We start from the raw sequence: 14,406 nt of genomic DNA on the forward strand, positions 1-14,406 counted from the left end.
CGGCGTTTGTTACTCAGGTCGGTCGTCGGCGTTGTGGGCCCGACTGTCTGGTGCCGCTGTCGCTTCGCCGCCACCGAGGGCGTGGACGTAGACGGCGAGGGCGGTGATGGTGCCTTCGTCGAGGCGTTCGCCCCAGTTTGGCATCACGCCATTTCGGCCGTGCACGATCTGTTGCCGGATCGAAGCGCGGTCAGAGCCGTACAGCCATTCGGCATCTGTCAGATTGGGAGCGCCGACCGTACGGTCGCCCGCGCCCGAGGTCTGGTGACAGGCGGCGCACTGGGTGTTGAAAAGCGGACGCGCCCGTTCGATCGAGGCCTGGTCCGACTGAGGTTCGGTGAAATTCATCACATAGGTTGTCAGATCGTTGATCTGATCATTCGTGAGAAGCCCCTGATCGCCGAAGGCTGGCATTTGCGACATTCGCCCCTGGTCAGAGTGAGCCCGTATACCAAAAATAATCGTTGTACGGATGTCATCAAGCGTGCCGCCCCACAGCCAGACATCATCGGACAGGTTTGGATATCCGGGGTATCCCTGACCGCCGCTGCCATGACAGGTGGCGCAATTGTCGCCAAAGGCGGACTGACCGGCGGCCACGGCGAATTCAAGTAGGGTAGGGTCCTGCTCAATAGCATCAAGGGACGGCGCCTCCAGCAGGCGGGTCGCGAGAAGGCTTCGCTGGTGCGCGGCCTCCACCATCTCTGCTGCGACATTGGCGCGGTCAGAGTGTCCGCGCACCCCGGGAAGGCCGGGATAGGACGGCATGAGAATACAGTATACAACCGCAATCGCGATACAGGCGTAAAATACATACAGCCACCAGCGCGGCAGGGGATTGTTCAGCTCCTGAATACCGTCCCACTCATGGCCTGTGGTTTCAACGCCAGTGGCCTCGTCGATCTCGGTTCTGTCGTGCGTATAAGGGTGATCAGTCATCGGAAGAAGCCTCCTCGTCGAGAGGAACCCGGGACGCCCGGTCAAACTTCAACGCGTTTGACGGCGACAGGGCGTAAAGAAGTACAAGGGCGAAGGCCAGGACGAACAGGATCAGGCCGAACGTCTGGGCAATATGGGACAACAGGATGTGCATCTCAGCCATCCTCCCTTTCAGTGTGGGTGTCGTAGGCGGACAGGTCGCTGGCCTGAGGCGTTTCAATCTCAAAGGTCGAGAAATCGACCATCGTGCCGAGCACCTGCAGATAGGCAATCAGCGCATCCATCTCGGTAATCCGCCGATTGGTGGCGAGCGCCGGGATCCGCACGTCGGGCCAGCGCTCTTCAAAACCTGCATAGTCGTCGACGAACGGGGAACCCGCCTGCAGCCGCAGGTCCGCAATCGCGTGTTCGATCTGCTCATCGGTGTAAGGAACACCGACCCTGCGGTTCGCCCGCATTTTCGCAGCGATACGCTCATCATTGACCGCCGTTTCTTCAAGGAAGCGGTAGGGCGGCATGACAGAGCCGGGGACGAGGCTGCGCGGATCGATCAGATGCTGACGGTGCCAGTCATCGGAATATTTCTGGCCCACACGGGCGAGATCGGGTCCGGTGCGTTTGGATCCCCATTGGAACGGGTGATCGTACATGCTTTCGGCGGCGAGAGAGTAATGGCCGTACCGTTCAACTTCGTCCCGCAAGGGGCGGATCATCTGGCTATGGCAGCTATAGCAGCCTTCGCGGACATAAATGTCGCGACCCGTCAGTTCTAGCGGCGTATAGGGACGAACGCCCTCTACCTTCTCGATGGTGTTCTCCACATAAAAGAGCGGTGCGATCTCGATCAGTCCCCCGGTTGCCACCACGATCAGGATCGCAACGAGAAGGGGGCCGGAATGCTTTTCAAGAAACTTGTGGCGGTTCATGATCGACATGACAGTTACTCCGCGGGAATGGCATGGGGGATGGAGCCAAGCTCCTGCGGACTGGCTTCGTTCCGCCGCACCCGGCCCATCGCCGTCTGGTAAAGATTGTAGCACATGATCAGTGCACCAATGAGGTACATGAGCCCGCCCGTGGCGCGGATGATATAGGGAATGTGCTTGGCCTGTACGGTTTCGATGAACGAATATTGCAGGAAGCCAAACTCATTATAGGCGCGCCATTGCAGACCCTCGGTCACACCCGCCACCCACATCGATGTGATGTACAGAACGATGCCGAGTGTTGCGATCCAGAAATGCCACTCCACGAGCGCGAGGGAGTAGAGCCGCTCCCGGCGCCAGGCCCACTGGGTCAGGCAGTAAAGAGCGCCAAAGCTGATGAAGCCGACCCAGCCGAGGGAGCCTGAATGCACGTGGCCAATGCCCCATTCGGTATAGTGAGACAGGGAGTTGACCGCCCGTACCGACATCATCGGTCCTTCGAAAGTCGACATGCCGTAGAAGGCGAGCGAGACAATCATCATGCGGACGACGGGGTCGGTGCGCAGTTTGTCCCACGCACCGGACAGGGTCATGATGCCGTTGATCATGCCGCCCCAGCTGGGCATCCACAGCATGATCGAGAACACCATGCCCAGGGTCTGCGCCCATTCCGGCAGTGCCGTGTAGTGAAGATGGTGCGGTCCCGCCCAGATGTAGATGAAGATCAGAGACCAGAAGTGGACGATCGAGAGGCGATAGGAATAGACCGGTCGGTTTACCCGCTTGGGAATGAAATAATACATGATCCCGAGGAAGCCTGCCGTGAGGAAGAACCCGACGGCATTGTGGCCGTACCACCATTGCGTCAGGGCGTCCTGCACCCCGGCGAAAAGTGAGTAGCTGCGGCTTTCAAAGATCGACACCGGCATGGCCAGATTGTTGACAATGTGCAGCATGGCAACCGTGACGATGAACGCCAGATAGAACCAGTTGGCGACATAGATGTGAGGCTCCTGCCGCTTCCACAGTGTACCGAGGAAGACGACAAGATACCCAACCCAGACGAGGGTGAGCCAGATATCGGCGTACCATTCCGGCTCGGCATATTCCTTGGACTGGGTGATACCCATCAGATAGCCTGTCGCCGCGATGACGATGAAGAGGTTATAACCCCAGAACACGAACCACGGGACCATGCCGCCCCACAGGCGCGCGCGCGTTGTGCGCTGGACCACATAGAACGAGGTGGCGATCAGCACATTGCCGCCAAAGGCAAAGATCACAGCGGACGTATGCAAGGGGCGGAGCCGGTTGAAGTTGGTCCAGGGCAGGCTGTCATTGTACAGAAAATCGGGAAAGGCCAGCTGACTGGCGATGACCACGCCGACGAGAAATCCTGCGACACCCCAGAAGGCGGAAGCAACGACGCCAGCCTTGACGATATTCATGTTGTAGGCGCGGACATCGGTGCTCGCGCTCAACTGCAAATTCATCAGCAGTGCGGCCGTACCGGCGCCGAACGCGATCATGAAGATGATCGCGTGAACCTGCATTGCGGCTTCCGGCGTGCTGGCCGCGACGACGTAAAAGAACAGCGCACCGATTCCGAGAAAGGCAGCCAGTATCGGAACCTCGGCGTTTGATGAGGAAGGGGGTAATGGCGTGGGGGATGCTGATGTCACGGCTAACAACTTTCGGATCAATTCGCAGTTGTCCCTCTGGCACAGGCGTGCGCGCTGTCTTTTGACAGAAGTCAAACGTCGGCTGACTGCACGGGCTAGGAGGGCGGGGCGCGTCAGGGAAATGGAGATTGACCGTGCGCCTTGTCCGCCTCGGCGTCGTCGTTCTGTTGATTGCCCCGCCGGTTGTTCCCGGCCGGGACGGCATCCAGCACTGGGTGCCGCTCTGCACAGCGGATGGCAGCGTGAAATATGTTCCGTTATCGGATCAAGATGATGAACCTGATGAGCCTTCGCCGCATAACGGTGCGTGTCACGCGCCCTGTCTTTGCTCTCGCAGGAAAGGGGGCAGTCCCGGCGACACAGGCAAGCTGCGTTAAATGGCGTTAGGCGGCGGGCCGGTTCAGCGTGACGAGCCGCCCTTCGACCGCGCTCAGACGACCGGCCTTCTTCAGCTTGGCAAGCGTCCTGCTCAAAGTTTCGAGGCGCAGGCCCAGATAGTCGGCAATATCCTGCCGTGACATGGGCAGATAGATTTCGTTCGCGTCACCACGATCGGCCAGCATCGTGAAAAACGTCATCACACGTTCTTCGGCATTCTGCTTGCCCAGAATGACAATATGATCCTGCGCCTTGTGCAGTTCGGTGTGACCCTTTGCGATAAGGCGATTTTTAATATTCGGATGCCGGGCGCTCATTTCATCGAGAAAACCGTGGGAGAACCGGCACGCCAGTGATGGCTCCAGCGCTTCCGCTGAAAAGTCATTTGCGGCGGCATAGCTCATGCCCAGGAAATCGCCGGGATAGACAAAGCCGACAATCTGGCGCTGGCCGTCCTCGGTCATACGCACCAGCCTGAAGCAGCCGCTGATGACGAGGTAGAGATAGTCGCTGAGCTCGCCCTCGCGGATCAGGCTCGCGCCCTCCTTGATCGACCGATGCGCCATGGTCTGGGCGACCTGCTGCATCTCGGCTTCGTTCAGCTCCGCGCAGATCGAGCGCTCCCGCACATCGCAAATATCACAGAAATGGCTGTGCGAGCTGGCAGAAGAACATTTGGGCTGTTGTGACAAGAGATCACCTCAAAGTTCCCCTGTTATATCCTGCGTTGGCCAAATCTCAACATGAGGCTGTGTTGTGGTTGCTTACTGCAAACCTTTTGCGGTCAGACCGCTGGCGAGGCATAGCGTTGAATGTCGTTCACATGAGGATCAAAGACGGCAGCCACGACCCGGGCCAGCGGCGTGGCTTCACGTGCAACGACGACATCGTCGCCATCAATAGAGATAATGCCGTCGATGACAAAGGGCTGCAGGGCATTGATAATGCCTTCGCATGTCGGGCCATCGGCCTGGATGATATCGAAATACCGGGTCAGGCTGGCGCGCATGTCGCAGAGGAGGCGTTTGATCCAGTCGCCCAGATCTTCCTCCTCCAGCGTCGCGATGACACCGCGGTTGGCTGTCAGCGCGCCTGCACGCAATCGAGCCTGCCACGCCCGAAGATCCTTGGCATTCTGAACAATCGTGCCGTGAACGGAGCTGATCGCACTGACGCCGGCGCCGATCACCACATTGGCGCAATCTTCTGTGTAACCCTGAAAATTTCGGTTCAGCGTGTGACGGCGCGCTGCCTCTGCAATCGGTGTTGTGGGCAAGGCGAAGTGGTCGAAGCCAATCCGCTGATAACCTGCCTCTTCCAGCTGCTGGGCGGCCATCTCGGCCAGTTCCGTTCGCTCGTCACGCGAGGGCAGGTCGCGCTCATTGATCAGACGCTGATGTTTCAGCCGGGCTGGCAGATGCGCATAGCCGAACAGCGAAATGCGGTCCGGGGCCAGTGAAATTGAGCGACTGACCGTGTCCGCGAAACCCCTCCCGGTTTGCTTGGGCAGACCGTATAGCAGGTCAAGGCTGATATCCCTGACCCCGCCCTGACGCAGCATGGCGACGCAATCCCGTACCAGCTCGAACGGCTGGACGCGATTGATGGCGCGCTGAACGTCCTCATGGAAGTCCTGCACGCCGATGCTGAAGCGGTTGATCCCCGCACGAACGAGATGCGCGGCCTGAAAGGCGCTGCAGAGGCGCGGATCAATTTCCATGGCGACGGGCGTCGCGTCTGTCAGGCGAAAATTGTCCTCGATTGCGGCCAGCAGACGTTCAAGGTCCCGTGCCTGCAGCGTATTGGGGGTGCCGCCGCCAAAATGGACCTGGGTCAGGCGTCCGCGACCTGCCAGCTGCGCGCCGAGCAGGCCGAGCTCACTGATCAGATCATCCGCATAGGCAGCAATCCGCTCGTCACGGTTCTCCACGCGCATGTTGCAGCCGCAATACCAGCAAAGCTGCTTGCAGAATGGAATGTGGAGGTAAAGTGAGATCGGTTCATACTGGCCGATGCCGCTCAATGCCGTCTCCAGCTGCGGCGTTCCCACATCTTCCGAGAAGGCGAGCGCCGATGGATAGCTCGTGTACCGCGGAACGTTGCGCTGCAGATAGGGATGCCAGGCCGGTTTCATGGGGGCACAATAGGTTGCCCGGCCCGTCGCGATATGACTTTGGTCAAATTGACGCGGGACGGCTTCAGTCGGTCTGCGCCGACCACTTCCCGCTGCGGCCGGCCTTGACCTGGCCCTTCTGCTTCTTGGCGTTCAGCCGGCGCTCAATGGCCCCGCGGCCGGGCCGTGTGGGGATGCGCTTGGCTGGCGGGGTCAGCGCCGAGCGGACGAGTTCTGCCAGCCGTCGGCGGGCATCCTCACGATTGGCGCTCTGGGAGCGGTGGCGGTCGGCCTGGATGATGATCACGTCCGACTTGGTCAGTCGCTGCCCGGCCTTGCGTCGCAGACGACTTTTCTGGGCATAGGTCAGGTCGGTATTCGCGCCGAGGTCGAAGCGGAGCTGAACCGCGGTCGATACCTTGTTGACGTTCTGGCCGCCTGGGCCGGAAGCGCGAACGAAGCTCTCTTCAATCTGGCTTTCCGGCAGGGTCAGGTCGGGCGTGATGTACAGCATGAAGATGACCTAGGCCCCGCTGACGGGTTCGGCAAAGGACAAAACGCTTGAGGCCTAGAATTTGCTGACCATGTCTGGATTGAGCGACGCGATCGAGCTGGCGCCGATCAGCGTCATCGCCACGCGCATTTCCTTGGCATAGAGCGTCAGGATCTGATCGACAGCCTGCTCGCCGCCGGTGGCCAGTGCATAAATGTAAGAGCGCCCGAGACTGACCGCGTCCGCCCCGAGGCAAAGCGCCCGAACGACGTCGAGACCGCTGCGGAATCCTGAATCGACAATCAGCGAAAGGTCATTCCCCGCCGCCGCCCGGATAGCGGGCAGGGCGGCGATGGTCGACGTCACGCCGTCAAGTTGCCGGCCGCCATGATTGGACACCACGAGGCCATTAGCGCCCAGCGCCCTGGCATCCGCCACATCGTCCGGGTCCAGAATACCCTTGATGACGAGGTTGCCCGGCCAGAAATCGCGGATCCACTGCAGGTCTTTCCACGAAATCGCAGGATCGAAGTTCTCGCCCAGCCAGCCAATATAATCGCTCAGGCCAGTGACGGCCCCGCGATAGGCGGAGATATTGCCGAGGTCATGGGGGCGACCGCGCAACCCCACATCGACCGCCCATTGGGGATGAGTGACTGCCTGCAGCATCCGGCGCAGGGCGGCGTTTGGCCCACTCATGCCAGAATGCACATCGCGATACCGGGCACCGGGGACGGGCATGTCGACGGTGAAGACGAGGGTTTTGACCCCCGCCGCCAGCGCACGCTCCAGCACGTTCTGCATGAAGTCGCGATCTTTCAGGACATAGAGCTGGAACCAGATGGGGACGTCGATAGCGCCTGCCACCTCCTCGATCGGGCACACGGACACAGTGGACAGGGTATAGGGAATGTTGTGGCGAACAGCCGCGCGGGCAGCCTGCACCTCGCCGCGACGGGCATACATGCCGGTCAGCCCGACAGGCGCGAGGGTCAATGGCATGCCAAGGGTCTCGCCAAACAGCGTCGTGGCCAAATCGATGGTCTCGGATCCCTTCAGCACCCGCTGGCGCAGCGCGATCTCCCGCAGGTCCATGACATTGCGGGCCAGCGTGGCCTCCGTATAGGAGCCGCCATCGATGTAGTCGAAGAGGAAGCGGGGCAGGCGACGTCGTGCCGCCTCGCGATAATCCTCCGGGGATGAAACCAGCATAGTCACCTTTGGACGGTCAGCCCGCACGGGGGCGGGCGAGGGCAAGACGGCCTGTCCTAGTCATCACCGCAGATCAGGGAAAGACTTTACCTGTAAAATTGCCGACCATATGGGCGTAAATGTATAATGTGGGACAGGAATGCTGCCCATGGCACGGTCGACAGCAGGCAAGCGATGCCGCAGAAGGGATGTAACAAAATCATAAGGGAGAAATGTCCATGACATCAGCACGCAAGCGGATATTGGCCGCGTTTTCGGTCGTCATTGGCGCGGTCGCCCAGGCCGCTGCCGCAGATCCGTTGATCGTGAATGCGGACAGTCGCGATGGTCAGTCGCTGGACGGCGAATGGACCTATTCGGTCGATCCCTATCGGGACGGTCTTGCCGGGTTCCATGGCGGCCCGGTTGGCCAGGGCTATGCGCGCTTCGACCCGCGGGACGTGGATGCCTACACTAGGGAAAATCCGTCGGCATTGTTTGAATATGACATGCGCAAGGCGGACAAGGTCGATTTGCCATCTTCCTGGATCAATCACGCACCGGAAATGCGCCACTACCAGGGTCTTGTCTGGTACCAGAAAATCTTCACACCTACGATCAAGAAGGGCGAACGCAGCTTTGTCCGTCTCGGCGCTGCCAATTACCGCAGCTATGTCTATCTGAACGGCACCAAGCTGGGTGAGCATGAGGGCGGGTTCACCCCGTTCCTGTTTGAGGTGACGGACCATCTCAAGCCCGGTGAGAATGTGCTGAGCGTGGGTGTCGATTCCGTGCGGGATGAAACGAGCGTGCCGCCGCCCGTCACCGACTGGGAAACCTATGGCGGCATCACCCGGTCCGTGAAGCTTATCCAACTGCCGGAAACATTCGTTGACGACGTCTTTGCGCGCCTGACCGACGCCGACACCATGGCGTTCGACGTGCAGCTGGACGGGCCGAAAGCCGCCGGTCAGAAAATTCAGGTTTCGATCCCGGCCCTGAATGTCTCACTGTCGGGCAAGGCTGATGCGGAGGGGCACTGGTCCACCACGACAAACGTGCCTGCCGCGCTTGAAAAATGGTCACCGGACAATCCATCGCTCTATGACATCAAAGTCCAGAGCGGCAAGGATAGCGTCGAGGATCGGGTCGGCTTCCGAACGATTGCCGTGGACGGCACCGACATCCTCTTGAACGGCGAGAAGATCTTCCTGCGTGGTATTTCCATGCATGAAGAAGAAATGGGACCCGATCCCTCGCGCATCATGACGGAGGAGGCGGTGCGGGCGCTGTTCACAGAGATCAAGGATGGCCTGAACGGCAATTTCGTCCGTCTGGCCCATTATCCGCATGCCGAACTGACAACACGCCTGGCCGATGAAATGGGCCTGCTCGTCTGGTCAGAAATCCCCGTCTATTGGCGCATCGACTGGACCAATGAGGAAACGCTTGATGCCGCTCTGGCGATGCAGCAGGAAAACATCCTGCGTGACCGCAACCGGGCATCAATCGTCCTGTGGAGTATCGGCAACGAAACGCCGCTGTCGGACGCGCGCAACCGGTTCATGATGACCCTGGCCGATGCAGTTCGGGCGCTCGACCCGACGCGTCTCGTCACGGCCGCGCTACTGACCGAAACAAAATCAGAGGACGGTGTGCTGACGGCTCATGTCGATGATCCGCTGTCGGACAGTCTCGATGTGTTGTCGGTGAATACCTATAATGGCTGGTACGGCTCTGTCCCGCTCGCCGATGTCAGCGAAGTTCGCTGGCGCTCAGATCACGACAAGCCGATGATCTTTTCCGAGCTGGGGGCAGGGGCGCAAAAGGGCTTTGCGGACCCCGACCTCATGCGGAAATTCTCAGAGGACTATCAGGCTGAGTACTACCGCGAGACCCTTGAGATGGCCGACCATGTCCCGTTCCTGGCAGGCCTCTCACCATGGATCCTGAAGGACTTCCGGTCACCGCGTCGTCAGCACCCGGTCTATCAGAATGGCTGGAACCGCAAGGGACTAATCTCCGAGACCGGCGAACGAAAAGAAGCCTTTGACGTTCTGTCCGACTACTACGCGGGCCGGGCCGAACGCTGACAAAAAAAAGGCGGGCTCAATGGCCCGCCTTTTTTCTTGGAACTGATTTCGGTCAGGCGATGTCGAGAAGGTGCGCGGCCTCAGGCAAATCCTCGCCAAAGGCGCGCTGGTAGAACTCGGCCACAAGCGGGCGTTCAAGCTCATCGCATTTGTTCAGGAACGTGACCCGGAACGCATAGCCCACATCACGGAAAATTTCCGCATTCTGCGCCCAGGCGATCACGGTACGCGGCGACATCACCGTGGAGATATCGCCGTTCATCAGCGCATTACGCGTCATGTCCGCGACGCGGACCATGGCATCGAGGGTCTTGCGGCCAGCCTCATCCTGATAGGCGGGCAGTTTGGCCGCGACGATCTCGGTTTCCTCGTCATGGGCGAGATAGTTCAGTGTCGTGACAATCGACCAGCGGTCCATCTGACCCTGGTTGATCTGCTGGGTGCCGTGGTAGAGGCCGGTCGTGTCGCCAAGGCCGATCGTGTTAGTGGTCGCGAACAGGCGGAACCATGGGTTGGGGCTGAGCACCTTGTTCTGGTCGAGAAGGGTGAGGCGGCCTTCGGATTCCAGCACGCGCTGGATCACGAACATCACATCGGGACGGCCTGCATCATATTCATCGAACACAAGTGCGACGGGGCGCTGGAACGCCCAAGGCAGAATACCTTCCTTGAAGGCCGTGATCTGCTTTCCGTCCTCGACCACGATGGCGTCCTTGCCGATCAGGTCGATCCGGCTGACATGGCTGTCGAGGTTGATCCGTACACACGGCCAGTTGAGGCGCGCCGCTACCTGCTCAATATGGGTCGACTTGCCCGTGCCGTGATAGCCCTGAACCATGACGCGGCGGTTAAACGAGAAGCCGGCCAGAATGGCGAGCGTCGTCTGCGGGTCGAAGCGATAGGTGTCGTCAATCGCCGGGACATATTCATTGGATGTCGAGAAGGCCGGCACCGTCATGTCGAACGGCAGTCCGAACACCTCTTTCGCCGACACCGTGGTGTCCGGCATCTCAAGAAAGACTGATTCCGCGTCAGTGCTCATGACGTATCCCTGGCTGAAAATGAAGGTCCACCGCTAGCGGACCTCGACGGCGCGTTCAACCCGGCCCCGGTCCAGCGGGGATGTGGCCACACGTGGTGCCATGTCGCATGAAAAGAAAAGGGGCGGATCGACCGCCCCTTTATCGTCCTATCGGTCGGCCATCTGCTCGTCCCGCAGGGCGCGGAACTCATTGCCGTCATACCAGGTCGGCCAGTCCTCGGAATAGGCGAGGGTCTTGCCCACATCGCGCATGATCGAGAAAGTCTCGACCAGGCCGCGCATATCCCAGCTCTCGTCATATTCGTCGGCCGGCTTGTGATAGCGGTTGGCGGTGTACTCTTCGTCCCACGCCCGGCCGGCCTCTTCGCCGCCTTCAATCTTGTCGATACCGACATCAAGATACAGCATCGGCACGCCTTTCTTGGCGAGGCTGATATGGTCCGAGCGGTAGAAATAGCCCTTTTCCGGTGACGCATCGGGGCGCAGATATTTGCCGTCCGCTTCAGCAACGGTCTTCAGAATGTCTTCGAGTTCCGAGGCGCCATAGCCGACCACGATCAGATCCTTTGCCGGGCCTGACGGGGCGACCGCGTCCATGTTGATACCGCCAACGATGTTCTTGAACGGCACCAGTGGCGTTTCGCCAAAATAGGCCGAGCCCAGAAGGCCCGATTCTTCCGCTGTCACGGCAAGGAACAGGATGGAGCGCTCTGGCGGCACGGCCGCATTGGCAAAGCTCTCCGCAATCCCGAGAAGACCTGCGGTCCCGGTGGCATTGTCGACGGCACCGTTGTGGATCGTGTCCTTGGTGTCGCCGCCGACGGCTGCGAATGTCTTACCGAGATGGTCCCAATGGGCCATATAGAGCACGTAATCGTCCGGGTGCTTCGTTCCCACCAGCTTGCCCGCGACATTGGCGGACTCACTGCGGTTGATTGCATTCTTCATCGTCGCGGTGGCGCTGAAACCGGTCAGCGGCATGGGCGTGAAGTCCGGCGACAGGGCCGCTTGTTTGGCCTCGGCATAGTCCAGTCCGGCGTCTTCAAAGATGGCTTCGGCCACGTCCTTGGTGATCCAGCCTTCAAGCGGAATGCGGCTCGCGCCTTCATCGGGGCGTTCAAGGTCAAGCTGTGGCCCGGACCATGAGCCTTCCACGACGCCCCAGCCATAGGCCGCAGGGTCGGTCTCATGAATGACGAGTGCCGCGGCCGCGCCCTGGCGGGCTGCTTCTTCATATTTGTACGTCCACCGACCATAATAGGTCATGGAACGACCATTGAAGAGCTCATCTTCGAGATAGAAGCCCGGGTCATTGACGAGCATGACGACGGTCTTGCCCTCGACATCGAGGCCCTCATAGTCATTCCAGCCATATTCCGGCGCCACAACGCCAAAGCCAACGAACACAAGTTCGCTGTCCTCGATGCTGATGTCCTGCTTGACCTGCTTGGACCAATAGACCGCATCCTGACGATAGGTCAGTGGCCAGGTGCTGCCGTCGGGCTTGGTCAGGCTGAGCGAGGATTGCTGCGGGATCATCGTCTGTTCGACGAGGCCCACAGGCTGCTCATAGCTGTCGCCATTGGCAGGCTCGAGGCCGATGCGCTTCATCTCGGCGATCAAATATTCGCGCGTTTTTTTGCCGCCCTTGGTGGCTGGCGCGCGGCCTTCAAACTCGTCAGAGGCCAGGACGGAGAGGTGCTCGCGCAGGCCCGCTTCCTCGATGGCTGGCAGGGCAATGCCGTCTGGTCCCACATCGGACATTGTTGCCGCGTCGCTGCGGGCCGTCGCCGAATCAGGCGTTGCCGCATCGGTGGCTGTCGTGGCGGGGTCGTCCTCGGCGGCGCAGGCCACCATGAGCAGGGCAAGGGCCGGTGTTAGGTACCGTATCATTGGGCCTCCTGAGGCATGGCAAGGTTTATTGCGGCTGAAACTAGGGGAAGCTGGCAGCCTCGACAACCGACCCGTTGGGTCAGCCGACAGCGACACTGCCGGGCATGGGATCAGGCAGCCTGAACAGTTGACCGGTCACCCCCGTGCAGTCGGCGACAAAAGCGACGGTCCGGGCGGTATCGTCCCACAGATCGGGCGTCGCGCCACGCAGGCAGATCGCGCAGGCGCGGACGTGGTAGGCCAGTTCCACGGCCAGATAGGCAATCATGGTCTGAACCTGCTCGGCCTCATAGCGGGCGGCATGGCGCTCGGCATCGGCGTCGCCAAGGTGAATGATGGTCAGGGTAATGTCGGCCGTCTGACCGCGAAAACGCTCTTTCCATTCGGTGATCAGCGCTTCGTCTGGCACGCGGTCGATCAGGATGACGTGGTGATCGGCGGCTTCAGTCACCTCGTTGCCCTGCCGGGTCAGCGCATCGATCAGCGCCTGGCCGTCACAGGCGCCAAGGGCGGTGACGGCAAAACGCGCTGATGATGTCGTACTCACAGGGCGGGTCCGCCGGCGCTCATACCGGTGAAGATTATATAGCCCACATAGAGGATGGCGAACACAGCCCCGAGCGCGCGGCTGATCTTGCTCTTGGCGAAGATCATGAGGGCGAGGACGACGGCCGATGCGGCCATGACGGGGACGTCGATTGTCCGCGTGGCTTCGCCAAATGTGGTCTGACCCACAAGGCCGGTGGCCCCGCCGACAAACAGGATATTGAAGATGTTGGAGCCCACGACATTGCCCACTGCGACTTCCGCTTCGCGTTTCATGGCGGCGGCCCAGACGGTCGCGAGTTCAGGCAGGGACGTGCCAAAGGCAACAATGGTGAGGCCGATGATCTCCTCGCGCACATTGAGCTCGCGGGCGAGGTCGGCCCCGTGGGTGACGAGGAAATGCGCGCCGAGCGGCAGGCCGATCAGGCCCGCAACCAGAAACAGGATGGTCTTGCCGGTCCCCCCGGAACTGCCGCCCGCGATCTCTTCGACTTCTTCGAGAAGCGCGGGGTCGGGTTTGCCGGAAGCCATGGCAGTAATCGCAATATAGGCGATATAGACGGCGATGGCGGCGAGCATGAGCACGCCCATGGTCGTGTCGAGAATGCCGTGCTGATAGACCACGAAGGCGAAAAGGCCGGTGGCGATGAGCATGACGGCGGCGTGCCGCTTCAGCCCTGACCAGTCCAGCGAAATGGCCGCGAACATGGCGGGCAGGCCGAGGACCAGCAGGATGTTGGCGATATTGGAGCCAACAATATTGCCGATCGCGATGCCATTATTGCCGTTGAGCACGGCCTGGATCGATACCACGAGCTCTGGTGCTGATGTGCCAAAGGCGACAATCGTCAGGCCGATGACGAGGACGGGTATGCCGAGCATGCTGGCAAGGCCGACGGCCCCGCGCACGAGGGCGTCCCCGGCGGCCAGCAGAATGACCAGTCCCAGAACGACAAAAGCGAGATCAAAGACCATTGGCGCGAGCGACCTCTTCGGTAAGGGGGCAGATAGAGATGGTCAGGACCGCCGCGACATCGCGCGGCAGGACAGCCTCGGTTCAGTCGAACCGGCCCTTTTCGAGACGGTTCAGGACGAACAGCGCCACAACGA

Annotated in this window: 13 protein-coding genes; 1 reads left to right on the top strand and 12 read right to left on the bottom strand. The window is 60.4% G+C overall.

The window, feature by feature from the left end:
* Positions 1 to 9: 9 nt before the first annotated feature.
* The 8 genes from ccoP to lldD all read right to left on the bottom strand — a co-directional run bounded on the left by ccoP (position 10) and on the right by lldD (position 7,743).
* Positions 10 to 939 carry a cytochrome-c oxidase, cbb3-type subunit III gene (gene ccoP, locus RUI03_RS04035; protein WP_317289000.1) on the bottom strand — a complete coding sequence of 310 codons (930 nt, stop codon included), beginning with the start codon at positions 937 to 939 and terminating at the stop codon, positions 10 to 12.
* Positions 932 to 1,102, bottom strand: coding sequence for a cbb3-type cytochrome c oxidase subunit 3 (locus RUI03_RS04040; protein WP_317289001.1), 171 nt, complete (start codon positions 1,100 to 1,102; stop codon positions 932 to 934). The genes ccoP and RUI03_RS04040 overlap by 8 nt, the downstream gene beginning before the upstream one ends.
* Complete coding sequence (ccoO, locus tag RUI03_RS04045) at positions 1,095 to 1,874, bottom strand: cytochrome-c oxidase, cbb3-type subunit II (RefSeq protein ID WP_317289002.1); 780 nt, start codon at positions 1,872 to 1,874, stop codon at positions 1,095 to 1,097. Before ccoO ends, RUI03_RS04040 begins: the two co-directional genes overlap by 8 nt.
* A 5-nt stretch (positions 1,875 to 1,879) precedes the next feature.
* Positions 1,880 to 3,358, bottom strand: coding sequence for a cytochrome-c oxidase, cbb3-type subunit I (gene ccoN, locus RUI03_RS04050; RefSeq protein WP_410795915.1), 1,479 nt, complete (start codon positions 3,356 to 3,358; stop codon positions 1,880 to 1,882).
* A 572-nt stretch (positions 3,359 to 3,930) separates the two neighbouring features.
* Positions 3,931 to 4,617: a Crp/Fnr family transcriptional regulator gene (locus tag RUI03_RS04055; RefSeq protein ID WP_317289004.1), complete on the bottom strand. Its 687-nt coding sequence runs from the start codon at positions 4,615 to 4,617 to the stop codon at positions 3,931 to 3,933.
* Positions 4,618 to 4,709: 92 nt separating this feature from the next.
* Positions 4,710 to 6,059 (bottom strand): oxygen-independent coproporphyrinogen III oxidase, encoded by a 1,350-nt coding sequence (gene hemN, locus RUI03_RS04060; protein WP_317289005.1) that lies wholly within the window; start codon positions 6,057 to 6,059, stop codon positions 4,710 to 4,712.
* Positions 6,060 to 6,123: 64 nt separating this feature from the next.
* Positions 6,124 to 6,552, bottom strand: coding sequence for an alternative ribosome rescue aminoacyl-tRNA hydrolase ArfB (gene arfB, locus RUI03_RS04065; RefSeq protein ID WP_317289006.1), 429 nt, complete (start codon positions 6,550 to 6,552; stop codon positions 6,124 to 6,126).
* Between the two features lie 54 nt (positions 6,553 to 6,606).
* Complete coding sequence (lldD, locus tag RUI03_RS04070) at positions 6,607 to 7,743, bottom strand: FMN-dependent L-lactate dehydrogenase LldD (protein WP_317289007.1); 1,137 nt, start codon at positions 7,741 to 7,743, stop codon at positions 6,607 to 6,609.
* Positions 7,744 to 7,961: 218 nt separating this feature from the next.
* Between lldD and RUI03_RS04075 the strand changes: the two genes are divergently transcribed.
* The gene (locus tag RUI03_RS04075; RefSeq protein ID WP_317289008.1) at positions 7,962 to 9,815 is read left to right on the top strand and encodes a glycoside hydrolase family 2 protein; all 1,854 of its coding nucleotides are present in this window, start codon (positions 7,962 to 7,964) and stop codon (positions 9,813 to 9,815) included.
* A 52-nt stretch (positions 9,816 to 9,867) separates the two neighbouring features.
* Here the strand turns inward: RUI03_RS04075 and cobS are convergent, their stop codons facing one another.
* From cobS to RUI03_RS04095, 4 genes are all read right to left on the bottom strand, one after another.
* Complete coding sequence (gene cobS / locus RUI03_RS04080) at positions 9,868 to 10,857, bottom strand: cobaltochelatase subunit CobS (protein ID WP_317289009.1); 990 nt, start codon at positions 10,855 to 10,857, stop codon at positions 9,868 to 9,870.
* A 147-nt stretch (positions 10,858 to 11,004) separates the two neighbouring features.
* Positions 11,005 to 12,750, bottom strand: a complete 1,746-nt coding sequence (locus RUI03_RS04085; protein WP_317289010.1) for a M28 family metallopeptidase — start codon at positions 12,748 to 12,750, stop codon at positions 11,005 to 11,007.
* Between the two features lie 79 nt (positions 12,751 to 12,829).
* Complete coding sequence (locus tag RUI03_RS04090) at positions 12,830 to 13,297, bottom strand: hypothetical protein (RefSeq protein ID WP_317289011.1); 468 nt, start codon at positions 13,295 to 13,297, stop codon at positions 12,830 to 12,832.
* Entirely contained in the window at positions 13,294 to 14,271 is a 978-nt protein-coding gene (locus RUI03_RS04095; protein ID WP_317289012.1) for a calcium/sodium antiporter, read from the bottom strand. The genes RUI03_RS04090 and RUI03_RS04095 overlap by 4 nt, the downstream gene beginning before the upstream one ends.
* Positions 14,272 to 14,406 lie beyond the last annotated feature (135 nt).

The sequence above is a fragment of the Parvularcula sp. LCG005 genome, assembly GCF_032930845.1.
Classification (GTDB): Bacteria; Pseudomonadota; Alphaproteobacteria; order Caulobacterales; family Parvularculaceae; genus Parvularcula.